This is a genomic window from Saccharothrix australiensis (assembly GCF_003634935.1).
Lineage (GTDB): Bacteria > Actinomycetota > Actinomycetes > Mycobacteriales > Pseudonocardiaceae > Actinosynnema > Actinosynnema australiense.
Window position 1 is genome coordinate 3500495 of the sequence record NZ_RBXO01000001.1, and the last position, 17172, is coordinate 3517666.

The 17172-nt window shown below is 73.6% G+C and carries 8 protein-coding genes and 1 pseudogene; 6 read left to right on the forward strand and 3 right to left on the reverse strand.

Annotated elements, in window-relative coordinates; all coding sequences use genetic code 11:
• The first annotated feature begins 53 nt into the window (after window positions 1–53).
• From C8E97_RS15425 to C8E97_RS15460, 6 genes are all read left to right on the forward strand, one after another.
• On the forward strand, window positions 54–809 hold the full coding sequence (locus C8E97_RS15425) for a glycosyltransferase (RefSeq protein WP_121011583.1): 756 nt from the start codon (window positions 54–56) through the stop codon (window positions 807–809).
• Window positions 806–2236, forward strand: coding sequence for a glycosyltransferase family 4 protein (locus C8E97_RS15430; protein WP_121006145.1), 1431 nt, complete (start codon window positions 806–808; stop codon window positions 2234–2236). The genes C8E97_RS15425 and C8E97_RS15430 overlap by 4 nt, the downstream gene beginning before the upstream one ends.
• The gene (locus C8E97_RS15435; RefSeq protein ID WP_170211869.1) at window positions 2233–4728 is read left to right on the forward strand and encodes a glycosyltransferase; all 2496 of its coding nucleotides are present in this window, start codon (window positions 2233–2235) and stop codon (window positions 4726–4728) included. Before C8E97_RS15430 ends, C8E97_RS15435 begins: the two co-directional genes overlap by 4 nt.
• Complete coding sequence (locus tag C8E97_RS34600; protein ID WP_170211870.1) at window positions 4725–6245, forward strand: ArnT family glycosyltransferase; 1521 nt, start codon at window positions 4725–4727, stop codon at window positions 6243–6245. The genes C8E97_RS15435 and C8E97_RS34600 overlap by 4 nt, the downstream gene beginning before the upstream one ends.
• A 414-nt stretch (window positions 6246–6659) precedes the next feature.
• Complete coding sequence (locus C8E97_RS15455) at window positions 6660–7850, forward strand: FAD-dependent monooxygenase (protein WP_211347023.1); 1191 nt, start codon at window positions 6660–6662, stop codon at window positions 7848–7850.
• 125 nt (window positions 7851–7975) lie between these two features.
• On the forward strand, window positions 7976–10939 hold the full coding sequence (locus tag C8E97_RS15460) for an EAL domain-containing protein (protein ID WP_121006151.1): 2964 nt from the start codon (window positions 7976–7978) through the stop codon (window positions 10937–10939).
• Window positions 10940–11285: 346 nt separating this feature from the next.
• On the opposite strand, the pseudogene C8E97_RS15465 reads toward C8E97_RS15460, so the two are convergent.
• The 3 genes and pseudogenes from C8E97_RS15465 to ileS form a co-directional block, all read right to left on the reverse strand.
• Window positions 11286–11405 (reverse strand): annotated as a pseudogene (locus C8E97_RS15465) (IS5/IS1182 family transposase); the annotation flags it as partial.
• Window positions 11406–11824: 419 nt separating this feature from the next.
• Window positions 11825–12790 (reverse strand): alpha/beta fold hydrolase, encoded by a 966-nt coding sequence (locus C8E97_RS15470; RefSeq protein WP_121006153.1) that lies wholly within the window; start codon window positions 12788–12790, stop codon window positions 11825–11827.
• Window positions 12791–13836: 1046 nt separating this feature from the next.
• Window positions 13837–16968, reverse strand: coding sequence for an isoleucine--tRNA ligase (ileS, locus tag C8E97_RS15475; RefSeq protein ID WP_211347024.1), 3132 nt, complete (start codon window positions 16966–16968; stop codon window positions 13837–13839).
• Window positions 16969–17172: the final 204 nt, after the last annotated feature.

A 17172-nucleotide genomic window follows, 5' to 3' on the forward strand; every position in this document is an offset into this window, starting at 1 on the left:
CGAATAGTTTTGCAATCTTTTCTCCTCCTACCTGGAATAGGATGCACATGGTCATGTCGAGATGTGTTCTCGGCTTGCCCGGCGCGGTGGGGCCCGTTCGTCGGGTGGTCGACCTGGAGATCGTGATCCCCGCCTACAACGAGGCGGCGCGGTTGCCCGCGACCCTGCGTGCGGCGGTGGCCTACCTCGACGAGCGCCCGTGGCGCACGCGGATCGTCGTGGTGGACAACGGCAGCGTGGACGACACGGCCGAGGTGGTGAGAGGTGTCGAGGCCGGCGGGGTGGACCTGGCGGTGATCGGGTGCTCCCGCGCCGGGAAGGGCGCCGCGGTGCGGCGTGGCCTGTCGGCGGGGACGGCGGCGTTCGTGGGTTTCGTGGACGCGGACCTGTCCACGCCGTTGGACACGCTGACCGAGGTGATGTCCCGCCTGCGCTGGGGCGCGCCCGCGGTGGTGGCCTCGCGGCACGCGCCGGGCGCGCGGTTCGTGCGCGCCCAGCCGTTGGGGCGACGCCTGGGCGGCGCGGTGTTCCGGGCGCTGGCGCGGCCGTTGGTGGTGGGGGTGCGCGACACGCAGTGCGGGTTCAAGTTCTTCCAGCGGGACGTGGTGCACGCGGCGTTGCGGCGGTGCCGCTTGACGGGGTTCGCCTTCGACGTGGAGCTGCTGCGCCAGGTGCAGGCCGCGGGTCGGCAGGTGGTGGAGATCCCGGTGGCGTGGACCGACGACGCGCGCACGACCTTCCACCCCGTGCGGGACGGTGTGGCCACGTTCGTGTCGCTGCTGCGCCTGTACCGGCCGGGTGTCGCATGACCAACGTGGCACGGCTGCGCGGCAAGCACCTGGCGGTGTTGAACTGGCGGGACGTCCGGCACCCGCAGGCCGGCGGCGCGGAGTGGTACCTGCACCACATCGCCCGCCGCTGGGTCGGCGCAGGGGTGCGGGTGACGTGGCTGACCGCGCGCCCGGAGGCGCTGCCCGCGCACGAGGTGATCGACGGCGTCGACGTGGTGCGCGCCGGGGGAGCGCTGTCGGTGTACCCGGCGGTGGCGTGGCGGTTGCTGCGCGAGCGCGGCCGGTTCGACGCGATCGTGGACTGCCAGAACGGCATCCCGTTCTTCGCCCCGCTGTTCGCCGGTGGGAGCGTGCCGGTGGTGCAGGTGGTGCACCACGTGCACCAGGAGCAGTTCGCCGATCGGTTCTCCCCGCCCATGGCGGCGGTGGGCCGGTTCCTGGAGGGGCCGGTGGCCCGCCGGGTCTACGGGCGTCGCCTCACGGTGGCGGTCTCGCCGTCCACCCGTACCCGGCTGCGGCAGCGCCTGGGGTGGCGCGGACCGATCTGCATCGTGCCCAACGGCACCGCCGCCCCGGCGGGCGCGACCGCGCCGCGCGCTCCCGACCCGACGATCACGGTGGTCAGCCGGCTGGTGCCGCACAAGCGCCTGGACCTGCTGCTGTCGGCGCTGCCGCCGGTGGCCGCCCGGTTGCCGGGGCTGCGCGTGGACGTCGTCGGCGACGGCGTCGAACTGCCCCGCCTGCGCGACCTCGCGGCACGGCTCGGCCTCCACGGGGTGGTGACCTTCCACGGCAGGCAGCCCGACGCGGTCCGGGACGGGCTGCTCGACCGGGCCTGGCTGACCGCGTGCACCTCCGCCGGCGAGGGGTGGGGCTGCTCCATCGTCGAAGCGGCCGGTCGGGGCGTGCCGTGCCTGGCGGTGGACGCGCCCGGTGTGCGCGATTCGGTCATCCACGGTCGGACCGGCCGACTGGTGGCCGACGCCGACGACCTGCCCGCGGCGCTGGTCGACCTGCTCACCGACCTGGCGGACCCCGGCACGGCCGCCGCGTTCGCCGACCGCTGCCGGGCGTGGGCGGGCTGCTTCACCTGGGAGCGCAGCGCCGAGCTCCTGGCGGGCGTGCTCGTGCAGGAGGCGGCCGGGCAGCGGACCGGTTGCCGCCGCACGGCCCGGCCCGACATCGCCACCGTCGTCCGCTGCGCGCCGGGCGTCGCACCCGGCGTCGGGCGGCTGCGCGCCACCGACGAGGTCGCGACCCACCGCGACGGCACGACGACCGTGCTGCTGGCCGGCTGCGACGACTTCGACGCGCCGCGCGTGGTGGCACGGCTCGGCCTGACCGTCGAGCGCGTGCGCCTGGCCGACCGCTACGACCTGCTCTCGGGTCCGGCCGGGCTGCCCGCCCGGCTGGCGCCCGCCGACGAGGAGGCGAGGCGGGCGTGACCGGGCTCCACCGCGCGGGTGCGCTGGTGACCGCCGCCGCCGGACTGGTCGGCGTCACCGGCTACGTCGGCACGCTGCTCCTGGCGAACCTGCTGACGCCCGCGCAGTTCGTCGACTACAGCGCCGCCCAGTCGCTGGTGACCACCGCCGGGGTGGCCGCCGCCGCCCTGGTGCCGCTGCCCCTGGCCCGCGCGGTGCGCGCCGGTCCCGCCGGCTCGGTGGTCCGGCGCGACAGCACGGGTTTCGCCGTGCTCGTGGCGTTGCTCGGCGGTGCGGTCACCGCCGTGGCGCTGACCGGTCTCGGCCTGGTGCTGAGCACGCCCGGCGTCGCCGTCGCGCTCGGCGCGGCGGGGTTCGCGGTGTTCGCCATCTCCCCGGTGTGGGGCCGCCTGCAAGGGGAAGCGCGCTTCGGCCGCTACGCGGCGGCCTCCGTCGCCGAGGTCGTGGTGCGGCTGGTGGCGAGCGTGGCCGCCGTCGCGCTCGGCCTCGGCTCGGCGGGCGCGGTCGGCGGGTTCGTCGTCGGCGCGGTCGTCGTGGCCTGGACGGGCGTGACCACCCTGCGCGGCGACCTCGCCTGGCGGCCGGGCCTGCTGCGCGATCGGACCCGGTGGCGCGAGACCGGTGTGCTCGCCTCGGCGCAGCTCACGCTGTCCGCCCTGGTCGGGTGCGACGTCGTGCTGGTGGCGGCGGTCGACGCCGACTCGACGGCAGGCGCGGGCTACCAGGCGGTGGCGGTGATGGCCAAGGGCCCGGTGTACGTGGCGGCGTCGGCCGCGCTGGCCGGTTTCCCGCTGCTGCGCAACACCGCTCCCGAGCGGACGCCCGAGGTGGTCGGCGCGATGCTCGGGTCGTTCACCCGGCTCGCCCTGCCGATCACCGCCGTGGTCGCCACCGTGCCGCCGTCGGCGGTGTCGGCCGTGCTGCCCGACCGGTACGCGGGCGCGCTCGGCCTGCTGCCCTGGCTCGCCGTCGCCGGGTTCTCGTTCGGGGCGATCAGCGCCCTGGTCATGGTCTTGCTGGGCGTGGGCGCGCACGCGAGGTGCCGTGCCGCGCTCGCGGTGGCGACCGCCGTGGTCACGGGCGGCATGTGCGTGGGCTGGTACGCCGCCGCCACAACGGGTCTCGCGGTCGGCGTGGCCTTCGGCGCTTCCCTCGCCGCGCTGGTGTGCGCGGTGCTCGTCCACCGGTTCCTGCCCGCCCGCGCGCTGCGGGCGTTCGCGCGTGCCGCGGTGCTCGTCGCCGGGCTGACGGTGGTGCTGCTGGTGGCCCGTTCCTCGACTCCGGCGTGGCTGTGCATCGCGGTGGTCGCGGTGTCGGCGGCGTTGTGGCCCCGTCGGGAGCCGCGCGGACGGCCGGGCGCGTCCCTGGACATCCTGCACCTGGGGTTCGAGGACCCCGACATGCCCGGCGCGGGCGGCGGCTCGCTGCGCACCCACGAGATCGACCGGAGGCTGGTCGCCGCCGGCCACCGGGTCACCGTGCTGACCACGAGGTTCCCCGGCTGCCGCGACCGCGTCCAGGACGGCGTCCGCTACGTCCACGTCGGTCCGGGGCGGGGGAGGACCCTCGTCGGGCGGGTGCTCGGCTACGCCGCGGCGCTCCCCTTCGCCGCGCGCCGCCACGCCGCCGACCTCGTCGTGGAGGACTTCTTCGCGCCGTTCTCCACGATGGGCGCTCCACTGTGGACCGGGCGGCCGACGGTCGGTGTCGTGCAGTGGCTCAACGCCCGCGACAAGGCCCGCCAGTACCACCTGCCGTTCCACCTGGTCGAGCGGTTCGGCGTGCGTCGCCACCGGCGGCTGGTCGCGGTGTCCCGAGGCGTCGCGGACCGGTTGACCGCCCTGAACCCCCGCGCGCACGTCGAGGTCATCGGCAACGGGGTGGACCCGCGCGCCTTCGCCGCCACCCCCTCCGACGGCGCCGACGTCGTCTACATAGGACGGTTGGAGTTCATGCAGAAGGGGCTCGACCTGCTCCTGGGCGCGTGGTCCTCGGCCTGCGCCCACGTCACCGGGACGCTGGTCGTCGCCGGGACCGGACCCGGCGGGCGCAGGCTGCGCGACCTGGCCGACGACCTCGGCATCGCCGACCGCGTGCGCTTCGCCGGCTGGGTCACCGGGCAGGCGAAGTACGACCTGCTCGCGCGCGCCCGCCTGGTCGCCGTGCCGTCGCGGTTCGAGACCTTCGGCATCGTCGCCGTCGAGGCGCTCGCCACCGGGACCCCCGTGCTCGCGTTCGACATACCCTGCCTGCGGGAGGTCGTGCCCGCGCACAGCGGCGAGCTGGTCACCCCGTTCGACGTGCCCGCCTACGCCGAGGCCCTGATCCGCCTGCACCGCACGCCCAAGACCGGCGACCGCGTCCGCCGCGCCCGCTCGTTCGCCGCGGCCTACGACTGGGACGCGCTCGCCCGGCGGCAGGCGGACTTCTACCGCCGGGCCGTCCGGGAACGGCCCGGCACCGACCCCGTGCCCACCGGGAGGTCGACATGACGCACAGCAGACGACCGGCGCGCGGACGACTGGCGCACGGACGCCCGCCGCTGCTCGTCGCGGCGGGTTTCGGCGCGATCGCCCTGGCGGTGCGCGCCTTCGGCCTGACCCGCGCCTTCGACCTCTGGGTCGACGAGATGGTGTACGCGCGCCTGGCCGCCAGCGCGGCCCGCGGCGAGCTGCCCAACCTGGACGGCATCCCCTTCTTCCTGCACCCGCCCGGCAGCTTCCTGCTCAACGGCCTGCTCATCGACCTGTTCGGCCTGTCGGGCACCGACATGGACCTCGCGCTGGCGCTGCGCTGGGGCAACGCGGTCCTGGGCGCGGTGACCGTCGCGCTCGGTTTCCTGCTGGTCCACCGCGTCGCGGGCACCGGCCTCGCCGCGTGCTGCGCGACGATCCTCGCGTTCGACCCGTTCGTCCTGCGCAACAACAGCAGGCTCTTCCTGGAGACCCCTGCCGTCGCGGTCGCCCTGGCCGGGTACCTGCTCCTCGTCCGGGCGGTGAGCGGCGGCGGTCGCGTCCCGACGGGCGCCGCGGTCGCGGCCGGGCTCCTGCTGGGCTGCGGCGTGCTGACCAAGGACGTGACGATCGTGCTCGCCGCCGCGCCCATCGTCCTGGCCGTGGCCTGGCGGAAGACCTTGCACATCAGGGACGCGGCGGTCGTGCTCGCCGCCGGCGCGGTGCCCTACCTGGTGTACCTCTTCGTCGTCGTGCTCGACGGGTCGTCGGGCGCGTGGGGCCGGGCCAAGCTCGACGGCGTCGAACGCATGATCGGCCTCACCCAGACCACCGGGTTCAACGCGCCCCACACCCCGAACCTCGTCGGACGCCTCGTCGACCAGGTCGGCTACTTCGGCACCAGCTACCTCCTGCTCGCCGCGTGCCCCGTCGCCGGGGTGATCGCCGCACGCGGCGCGGACGCCGCCCGACGGCTCGTCGGGCTGTGCGCGGTGGCGATGGGCGCGCTCGGCGTCTACGCCGCGGCCTTCGGCACGTTCGAGGAGCAGTACGGGTACGGCGTCATCGTCGCCGGGACACTGGCCCTCGGCGTCGCCGCGGCGGAACTGCGCGACCGCCGCCCCGGCCTGGTCAAGGCGGGCGCGATCGCCTTGGCCTGCCTGGTCCTGCTCACGGCGGCACTGGGCGCACGGGTCGAGACCACGCGGGACGACAGCATCCGGGCCGTCCGCGACTGGGTCCGCCACCACCTGCCCGCCGACGCCAGGGTCGGCGTCACCTCCAACACCGCCCAATGGGCCTTCGCCGACGACCCGAGGTTCGGCGTCTGGCCCTCCGCGCCGACCCTGCGCGACCACGGGGCCACCCACATCCTCACCCACGACCTGATCACCGAGCAGGGCTACGGCTACGCCAAGACCTCGATCATCACCTGGCTGCGCGCCAACGCCACACCGCTGGTCACCGCCACCGGGCCCAGCAACGGTGAGACGGTTCTGTGGCGGATCGACCCCGCCGCCCTGGACGAGGCCGCCCGCGAAGGCGTCGGGTCGTGACCCGTGAGCCGCCGGGGTGACCACCCGGCGCGTCATCACCCGGCCCGGTAGGCCCGGAGGAACGCACGCACGCCCTCGACGACGAGCGGCCGGAAGCGGGCGTCCGCCGCGGCGTTCGCGGAGCCGAACCGGCTGAGCGCGACACCGGAGGTCAGCGCGACGAGGTGGTCGGCCGCGAGCCGCGCGTCGGGGGCTGCCGGCAGTCGACGGCGTTCCGGCCACCGTCGCGGCGACGGCGCTGCCCGCCGGCGCGATCCTCGCCGCCGAGGCCGACCCGGTGCCGAGCCGGCCGGCCGAATCGGCCTTCGTCGCGGGTTTCGCCGTCGCCGGTCTGGTCACCGCACCGGCACTGTGCTTCGTTCGTGCCATGAGGAGAGGAATCCGGTCATGACGCCCACCGGTCGATCGACGGACATGAGGAGCGCTGCCCGGCGCAAGATCCTGATCTCGGGCGCGAGCATCGCCGGGCCCGCGCTGGCGTACTGGCTGCACCGGTACGGGTTCGCGGTCACGCTGGTGGAGAAGGCGCGTGCGCCGCGCGACGGCGGCTACCCGATCGACGTGCGCGGCACCGCGGTGGAGGTCGTCCGCCGGATGGGCCTGCTGCCGCGGCTGGAGGAAGCGCACGTCGACACGCGGCGGATCACCTTCCTCGACGCCGGAGGCGGCGAGGTGGCCTCGGTACCCATGCACGTGGCCGTCGGCAGCGCCCGGGGACGGGACCTCGAAGTGCGTCGGGGGGATCTGACAGCGGCCCTCCACGCGGCGATCCGCGACGACGTGGAGTTCCTGTTCGACGATTCCATCGACGCCCTCGACCAGTCCGGACACGGTGTCGACGTGGCGTTCCGCGGCGGTGGTCGGCGCACGTTCGACCTCGTGCTCGGCGCTGACGGCATGCACTCGCGCACCCGACAGCTGGTGTTCGGTCCCGAGGAGCGGTTCCACCGCTACCTCGGCTACTGCTTCGCGGTGTTCACGGTGCCCAACACCTACGGGCTTTCCCACGAGGCCGTGTTGTGGAACACCCCGGGCAGGGCAGCGGCGCTTTACGCCGTCGGCGACCACGACCGGGTGCACGTTTTCCTGAACTTCCACCGACCGGAACCGCCGAACCACGTCATCCGGAACCCCGAGGCCCAGCTGGACCTGGTCGCCACGACGTTCGCCGGCGCGGGGTGGGAGGTGCCGGACCTGCTCACCGCCATGCGCGCGGCGGACGACCTGTTCTTCGACACGGCCGGCCAGATCCGCATGCCCGGCTGGTCCAGCGGTCGGGTCGCGCTGGTCGGCGACGCCGCGTACGCGCCTTCGTTCCTGACCGGCCAAGGCTCCAGCCTGGCGCTCGTCGGCGCGTACACGCTCGCCCACGCGCTGGCCACGAACCGGGACCACGTCGAGGCTTTCGCCGCCTACGAGCACGGCAGCCGGGAGTTCGTGGCCATGAACCAGGCGCTGGTCGACCACGGCGGCGCGGCGCTCTTCCCCGCCACGGCCGAGGCCCTGGAGCAACGCAACGCCGTGTTGCGCGAGCTGGTCGCCATGCCCACCGCGCCGACACCACCGGCCCACTCGGCCCTCGCGCTGCCCGATGTCGTCCGGTAGCCGCGAGCCCGTTGCCCGCCGAACGGCGGACCGCCCCCGGCCGGCGCGGCCCTGCCGCCGGATCACCCCGGACGGGCAGCGTGTCGGTCGAGGACCGCTTCGGAGCGGCAGGCCACAATCCGGTTGTGCGGGACGGTGACATGTCGGGCGACGAGGGGACGCGGGTGGCCGCGCACGGTGGCGACGCGGTCGGTCAGCGCGCCCACGCCGAGTCCGCCGGGATCGTCGTGCAGACGGCCGGCGACGCCACCATCAGGCTGGAGCACGGGCTGCCGGACGCGCACGTCCGGCTCGTGCACGCGCAGGCCGACACGATCGAGGCGCAGCGGCAGCTCATCGACGTCACCAACGAGCTGAACGACGCCCGGCGGAAGTTGGTCGAGAGCGCGCGGGTCGAGCAGCGGACCTCCCAGCTCATCATGGTGTTGCACGTCGTGCTGGTCCGCCTGTCGGCGCTGATCGCGCACCTGACCGGTGAGCGGGACCGCTACCTCGTCGAGGCCGCCGCGTACCGCGAGGAACTGGAGGCCGCGCACCGCGGGCTGAGCGACGCCGAGCGCGAGCGCGGTCGGGCCGAGGGGCAGTTGGACCAGGCCAAGCAGGAACGCGGACGGGCGACGGCGGTCGCCGAGGCCGCGCACGTCCGGGTCCGGTCGTTGGAGCAGCGGCTGCGCGGTATCGGGGGTTACGGGGGAGCGCACGCGGGCGAGCGGCCCGCGCTCGACGTCCCGGTGCTGTCGCCGGACGACGTCCTGCTGGACACGTCGAGCGGCCTGGACCGGGTGCAGCGGCTGCTGGACGCCCAGGAGCACGAGCTGGCTTCGCTCGAGGCCGGTGTGGCGCGGCCGGTCCTGGAGCGCGGTCCGGGCGGGCGTGATCCGCTGACCGGGCTGCCGGACCGGGCGTGGTTCCTGGTGCGGCTGGCGGAGGTGTGCCGCGGTGGGGGACCGCCGGTCGGCGTGTGCTGCGTTGAGCTCGACGACTTCGACCGCGACGACGAGGGCGGGCGCGAGGTGGGCGACCGGGTGCTGGCGGCCGTGGCGCGGCGGCTGTCCGAGGCGCTGCACGGCGTCCACCCGCTCGCGCGGGTGGGTGGCGCCGCGTTCGCCGTGCTGGTGGTGGCGCCGGGGGATGCCGACGTGCTGCCCGAGCTCGCCGCGCGGGTCCGGGCGCTCGTGTCGGCGCCGACCGGTGATCCGCCGTCCCCGGCCCGGACGGTGAGCATCGGCTTGGTGGAGCGCCGGCCCTCCGACACCACGCCCGAGGAGCTGATGCGCGAGGTCGAGATCGCCCTGCTGCGGGCGAAGTCGGCCGGCGGGAACCGGTGGGTGCGGTACGACCCGCACGACGAGGCCGAGCGGCTCGCGCGGTCCTTGGCCGGCCAGCGCGAAGCGCGAGCCCGGATGAACCGGTCCGGTCGGCGGTTCGCGGACCTGGTGTCGCTGACGCCCGTGGGTGTCGGCCTGTTCGACGAGGCCGAGCGGTTGGTGGACGCCAACGACGCCCTGTGCGACCTGCTCGGCACGGACCTGGAGCAGCTGCGCGGCAGGACCGCGGCGGAGCTGACCCACCCCGACGACAGTCGCGACTGGTTGCGGTCGGCGGGCGATGCGATCAAGGAGTCGTCCCGCACACATGAGATCCCGGAACGGATATTGGTCCGCCCCGACGGTGAGCGGGTGTACTGCGAGTTGCACATCGCGTTGTCGGTGCAGGATGACGGTCGTCGGTTCTGGTTGACGGTGTTCCAGGACATCACGGAGCGTCGTCGTGCGTCGGAGGCGTTGCGTCATCAGGCGACGCACGACGAGTTGACGGGTCTGCCGAACCGGGCGCTGGTGAAGGAGATGCTGGCGCGGTTGTTGGCGTCGGAGGACCGGTCGCGGGTGGCGGTGTTGTTCTGCGACATCGACAATTTCAAGCGGGTCAACGATTCGTTGGGGCATGACGCGGGTGACGAGTTGTTGGTGGCGTTGGCGCGGCGGTTGGAGGGTGGTCTGCCGGAGGGGTGCACGGCGGCGCGGTTGTCCGGTGACGAGTACGTGATCATCTGCGAGGACATCGACCGGGTCGGTGGTGTGGACGCGTTGGCGACGCGGGTGGCGGGGTTGTTGCGGACGGCGGTGCCGGTGCACGGGCAGTTGGTGCGGGTGTCGGCGTCGATCGGGGCGGCGGTGCCCAACGGGGCGCGGGCGACGGGGAACGACCTGTTGCGGTTCGCGGACGCGGCGATGTTCGAGGCGAAGCGGTCGGGTGCGGGGCGGGTGGCGTTGGCCAGTGCGGCGTTGATCGCTTCGGCGGATCGGCAGGTGCACCTGGAGGGCCAGTTGCGGGAGGCGTTGGCGCACGACGGGTTGGCGTTGCACTTCCAGCCGGTGGTGGGGGTGGACGGGGTGGTGGAGACGGCCGAGGCGTTGGTGCGGTGGCCGCACCCGGATCGGGGTCTGTTGCCGCCGGATGTGTTCCTGCCGGTGGCCGAGCAGGGTGACCTGTTGCGGGAGTTGGACCGGTGGGTGTTGCGTTCGGCGTTGCGGGAGGCGGCGGCGTGGCCGGCGCCGAACGGCCGGCCGGTGTCGGTGGCGGTGAACCTGGCGGGGTTGGTGCCGGGTGATCCGGAGTTCGTGGACGTGGTGGCGGACGCGATCGCCGAGGCGGGTGTGCCGTGGGACCGGGTGGTGCTGGAGTTGGTGGAGACGGCGCTGGTGGACCTGCCCTCGCGGGTGCGGCAGTCGATGGACGAGTTGGTGGCGCGGGGTATCCGGTTCGCGGTGGACGACTTCGGCACGGGGTATTCGTCGTTGGCGCGGTTGAAGGACCTGCCGGCGCAGATCATCAAGGTGGACCGCCGGTTCGTCTCCGGGGTGGGCAACGACTCGTCGGACTTCGCGGTGGCGCGGGCGGTGGTGGACATGGCCCGCGCGATGGGCCGCAAGTGCGTGGCCGAGGGCGTGGAGACCGTCGACCAGTTCCACGTGCTGCGCGGCGTCGGGGTCGACGCCTACCAGGGCTGGCTGTTCTCCCGCCCGGTACCCGCCGGGGAACTCCGCGCGCTGCTGGCCCTCGGCGGGCTCACCATGCCGGCGTCCTGATGTCGCGGATGTCCTGAGCGCGATCCGACCGATGCCGCCCTCGCCGGCGCGCACCTCGTCCGGAGGTGGTGCGGGCGCCGGTGCCGCCGGGGTTCGCGCTGACCCGCACCCCGCTGGACCCCGTTCGCGCCGGACGGCCGCACGCCGGCCACCGCGAGCGAGGACCACCGCGCGGCCGTGGGACGTCGCCCCGGCGCGGGTGGTGGACCTGATCCGCGCCACGGCGTACCCGCGGATCACCTCGGCCGAGTGGGCACGGCACTTGGACAACGTCTCATGTGGCCATCCTCGCCAGCCGTTTGAACCAGGTCGGTGTTGCGGCGAGGGTGAGGAAGGCGCAGTGGTTGTCCGCGTGGAGCTTCGCCGGGCGGAAGCGGCGCGGGCCGCGTCGTGAGCGGATGCGCGGGATCGCCCGGAGCAGGGGCTTGAGGGCCTGGCTGTCGTACGGGTTCGCCGCCGACACCCCCGCAAGGGCATCGACTCGTCCGATCGACTCGGCTGCCACCGTCGGGCCGGGGAACGCACGATCTCCTGGTTCACCGGCTACCGCCGCCTGGCCATCCGCTACGAACGCCACGCCGACAACCACTGCGCCTTCCTCACCCTCATCGCAGCACCGACCTGGTTCAAACGACTCACCAAACCGACCACGTGAGACGTTGTCTCAGATCGGGTGGTCATGCTCCGGACGGAGCGGGTACGGCCCCCGGTGCGCATCCGGTGGTGTGTCGGGCCGCACGACCATGGACGCTTCCTTCCACCGCCCGTCCCTGTTCCCGTTCCGCTGCCTGGCCTCACACCCCATCCAACGGGCTTGATGGGGTGTGAGGGCGCTCCCACGACACGTTCGGCGGGTTCGATTGGATCACCCCGTGGCCCGGATGGTCAGTGCCGATTGGCCCGGAAGAAGTTCAGCAGCACGGGGTTGACCACGTCCGACCGTTCCCAGTGGACGTTGTGCCCGCACTCGTTGGCCACCACCGTGCGCACCCTGCGGAAGTGCCGGGCCAGCAGACGCTGCACCGGCGGTGAGGTGTGCGGGTCGGCGTCCCCCCACAGCAGCAGGGTGGGCACGGTGAGCCGTTCGATCACGGCCCAGCTCAGCGAGGTCGCCCTGGGCTGGACGATCCCGTCGGGCCCGGCCCGGTGATGGATGTCCAGCCACCTGGCGACACCGTCCGGGTCGATCGCGCGGTAGGACGGGCCCAACTCCCGGAAGTGGATGGGCAGCGCGTCGACCTCGGGCGACCGCAACCGCTCCACCATGTCCTGGTAGTCCCGCTCCTGGACCTGAAGCACGCACGTGCCGATCACCAGGCTGTGCAGCCGGTCCGGGTGGTTGAGCGCGTAGTCCATCGCGTACCAGCCGCCACCGGCAACGCCGACGAGGTGGAACTTCCCGACTCCCAGGAACTTCACGAGGTCGTGCAGATCCTCGATGCCGGTCCTCGGGTCGTTCGGGTCCTGCACCGGCGAGTTGGTGTACCCCCGGCGCGAGTAGCCGATGACCCGGTACCCCGCACGGGCGAGGTACGGCTGCTGGTACGGCCAGCTCTCGCCGCTGCCGCTCAGAGCGTGCAGCAGAACCACCGCCTCGCCGGGCCCGCCGGTGTCCCAGTACCACAGCCGCGCCCCCGGCACCTGGAACAAGCCCTGGGTAGCCGGAACCTGCTCGGGCACCGGGATCGGGCGCACCGGGCTACCGGGGGCCGGGACCGGAACACCCGGTGGGTGCGCGTCCGCGGTGCCGTTGACCAGGGCCGTGCCGCCGAGGGCGAGCCCGGTTCCCTGCAACAGGGTCCGGCGGGATATCGGAAGCGACGGGTTCGGGTTGGCCTCGGCGTTGCCCATGTGACCTCATCTCGAGTACCGGTTCCCGCCGACGTGCCGGACGTGCCGAGGAGCCGAACCACTGGCGCATCGGTGATCACGTGTCGGGTCGGGCGGGCGCGGCGGCCGTCCGGAGCGTAGCGAACGGTCCGCACCCGACTCCAGGCGTTCACCGTAAAGAACGCACCCTGGTGATCACCGCAGCCTGTCGGCCGCTGCCGTGTCGGTCTGGCCACGGCGCGTGGGGAACGGGGACCGGTCCGCGTACCGTTGGCCTCGACAGGGAGCGACGTCCCGTCGGGTCGACCGCCGTGTACGAGCCGTGCCGGTGACCCGCCGGTCGGGCCGGGGCCGACCCGGCTCGACCGGCGGGCGGCCCGCGGGACTACCTGGCGTGTCGGCCCCCGGTCCGGCCGGGGAGCCGAGCAGGGGCGAGGCGCGTCACCGCGACCAGCAGCGCCACGGCGAGGACGGGCGTCAGCAGCACCCGCGGCGTGCCGGACCCGGACAGCGGTGCGGGGTGACAGCCCCGACCGGTCGCCTGCCGTTGTCCGCCGCGTGGGAGCGACGCAACGCCGCCGTCGGTCGCGGCGCCTGCATTCCATGGTCATCGTGGTTCCGCCGGTCTTGCTGGTTGATCACGGAAGCGCGGATACCGCCGCTTGCAGGCGTCCTACGGTTCCCGCGCCGGCACCGGTGGAGCACGTCCGGGCCTCCCCGTCGCCGCGGTGTCCGGGACGGCGACGGGCGGCCCCTGGTGGAGCCGCCCGTCGCCGTCGTGCCTGGTGCCGACGCCGACCTTACGGGCGTCGACCGCAGGTGGTCGTGCTCGCCGTCGGCAAGGAGACCGGCATCGCCGGCCGGCGGCCGCACGATGCCCTCCTGGTTTCCGGACCGGGCTGTCACCCTGTCCGGGGCCAACCATTCCGATAGTCGGATCTCAAGTGGGCACGGCACTTCCCCGGCACGGACTACCGGCCTCCCCGTCCGTGAGCGCCGCGCCTCCGCCCCGTCCGCTCGGTGCCGACGTCGACGCGGTCCCCGCTCGGCGCCGGACCGCGCCGCCGTCACGCCTTCGACAGCCAGAAGCGCAGGCCCAGCTCGTCGTCCACGCGGGGTTCGGTGGCCCCTGCGCGCTCGGCCACCTCCACCGCCAGCACGGTGTCCGCGATCTCGCGCTCGTGCTCCCGCAGCGCCTCCGCCGTCTCGCCCTCGGCCGTCCACAAAAGACGGACGCGGTCGGTGACCGCGTAGCCGGCCTCCTTGCGCGCCGCCTGCACCAGCCGGACCACCTCCCGCGCCTGCCCGGCCCGGCGCAGCTCCGGCGTCACGGTCGTGTCCAACGCCACGGCGGCCTCCGGCTGGGTGATCATCGACCACCCCGTGCGGGGCACCTCGGTGATCAGCACGTCCTCGGGCGTCAACGACACCTCGGCCCCGTCGACGACGACGACCGCGCTGCCCGTCGCCTTCAGGTCGCGGGCCAGCCCGCCGTGGTCGGCGTCGGTGATCGCCTCGGCGACCTGCCGGGTCCGCGGCCCGAACCTCCGGCCCAGCGCGCGGAAGTTCGGCTTGACGGTGACGTCCACCAGCTCGCCCGCCTGCGCGAGCGGCGTCACCTCGCGCACGTTCAGCTCGTCGGCGATCTCGGCGAGCAGCTCGGGGCGCGGTTCCCGACCGCCCGGCACGGCCACCAGCGCGCGCCGCAAGGGCTGGCGGTTGCGGACCTTGCTCGACTTGCGCACCGCGCGACCGACCTCGACCACCTGCCGGGTGACGACCACCTCCGCGCGCAGCTCGTCGTCCCGGTGCGCCGGGACGGGAACCGGCCAGGACGACAGGTGCACCGACTCCGGAGCGGTGTCGTCACCGGGCCGGATCGCGTGCCGCCACACGTGCTCGGTGACGAAGGGCACGAACGGGGCCAGCAGCCTGGTGAGCGTGTGCAGGCACTCGTGCAGGGTCGCCAACGCGTCCGGGTCGCCCTCCCGGAACCGGGCGCGGGACCGCCGCACGTACCAGTTCGACAGGTCGTCGACGAACCGGCTCAGCGCCTTGCCCGACCGCGCGGTGTCGAAGTCCTCCAGCGCGGCGTCCACTTCGGACACCAGGGCGTGCAGCTCCGCGAGCACCCAGCGGTCGTTCACCGCGCGCTCGGCGACCGGCGACGCGGTGGCGGCCGGGCTCCACGAGCCGGTGCTCGCGTACAGGGTGAAGAACGAGGCGGTGTTCCAGTAGGTCAGCAGGACCTTCCGGACGATCTCCTCCAGCGGCGTGTCACCGACCCGCCGGGGCGACCACGGCGAGCCGGAGCACAGCATGAACCAGCGCAGCGCGTCCGCGCCGTGCTTCTCCATCAGCGGCACGGGCTCGATGATGTTGCCCAGGTGCTTGCTCATCTTGCGGCCGTCCTCGGCCATGATGTGGCCGAGGCACACGACGTCCTCGTAGGAGGACCGGTCGAACACCAGCGTGCCGATGGCCATCAGGGTGTAGAACCAGCCGCGCGTCTGGTCGATGGCCTCGCAGATGAACCGGGCCGGGTAGCCCTTCTCGAACCGCTCGACGCTGCCCTCGACGTACGGGTAGCCGATGCTCGCGAACGGCATCGAGCCCGAGTCGAACCACGCGTCGACGACCTCCGGCACCCTGCTCGCGCGCTCGCCGCACTCGGGGCAGGGGAACCGCACCTCGTCGACGAACGGGCGGTGCGGGTCGAGGTCCGACAGGTCCGCGCCCGCGAGCGCGCCCAGCTCGGAGCGGGAGCCGACACAGGTCAGGTGCCCGTTCCCGCACTGCCACACCGGCAGGGGAGTACCCCAGTAGCGGTTGCGGGACAACGCCCAGTCGACGTTGTTGGCCAGCCAGTCGCCGTACCGGCCGTGCTTGATGTGCCGCGGGTGCCAGTTGGTGCGCTCGTTCTCGCGCTGGAGCTCGGCGCGCCTGGCCGTGGTCCTGATGTACCAGGAGAGCTGCGCGTAGTACATCAGCGGGGTGTGGCAGCGCCAGCAGTGCGGGTACTGGTGCTCGTGCTCCTCGGCGCGGAACAGCAGGCCGCGGGCCTCCAGGTCGGCGGTGAGCAGGGCGTCCGCCTCCTTGAAGAAGACGCCGCCCACCAAGCCGACGTCGTCCAGGAAGCGGCCGTCCTCACCGATCGGGTTGACCACCGGCAGGCCGTGGCGGCGGCAGGCGGCCAGGTCGTCGGCGCCGAAGGCGGGCGCCTGGTGCACCAGGCCCGTGCCGTCCTCGGTGGTGACGTAGTCGGCCGTGATGACGACGTGCGCGTCCGGGATGTCGACCAGGTCGAACGGCGCGCGGTACCGGACGCCGGCCAGCTGCTCGCCGCGCAGCGAGGCGAGCACCTCGGCGCCCTCGCCCAGGACGGCGGCCAGCAGCGGCTCCGCCACGACGAACACCCCGTCGGCGGTGCGCGCCACGACGTACGCCGTGTCCGGGTGCACCGCCACGGCGGTGTTGGACACCAGCGTCCACGGCGTGGTGGTCCAGATCAGCAGCTCCGCGCCCGCCGCGCCGGCCACTTCGCCGTCCACGGGCATCCGCACGTACACGGAGGGGTCGACGACCGATTCGTACCCCTGCGCGACCTCGTGGTCGGACAGCCCCGTGCCGCAGCGCGGGCAGTAGGGGGCGATGCGGTGGTCACGCACCAGCAGCCCGCGGTCGTTGATCCGCTTCAGCGCCCACCAGACGCTGTCGACGTACTCGGGCGACATGGTCCAGTAGGCGTCGGACATGTCCACCCAGTAGCCGACGCGGTCGGTCATCTCCTCGAACTCGCCGACGTACCGCTGCACGGACTCGCGGCAGCGGGCGTTGAACTCCCCGATGCCGACCTTCTCGATGTCCTGCTTGCCGGAGAGCCCGAGCTCCTTCTCGACCGCGATCTCCACGGGCAGTCCGTGGCAGTCCCACCCCGCCCGGCGGGGCACGTGGAAGCCCTTCATGGTCTTGAACCGGGGGAAGACGTCCTTGAACACGCGCGCCTCGACGTGGTGCGTGCCGGGTTTGCCGTTGGCGGTGGGCGGCCCTTCGTAGAACACCCACTCGGGGCCGTCACCCGTGCGCTCGACGCTGCGCTCGAAGATGTTCCGCGCACGCCAGAAGCCGAGCACCTCGTGATCCACCGCGGGGAGGTGCGCATGGGGCGGCAGCGGCGTGTACGGCGACTTGTCGGGCAACGGAACTCCCTGGTCACGTGACGTGCGGGTGCGGCATCGGCCAGGGTATCGAGCCGGTCCACCGCGTTCGCCCGCACAGGTCCGACCGCGCGGCGGAGGGTGTCGGAAGGCTTGCGCGAGGCGGTCGCGGAGGACGGGCCACCCTTGTCTCGTCGATCCGGTGGGCGTCGGCCACCGCCAGGCCCAAGCCGACGCGGGGGGTCG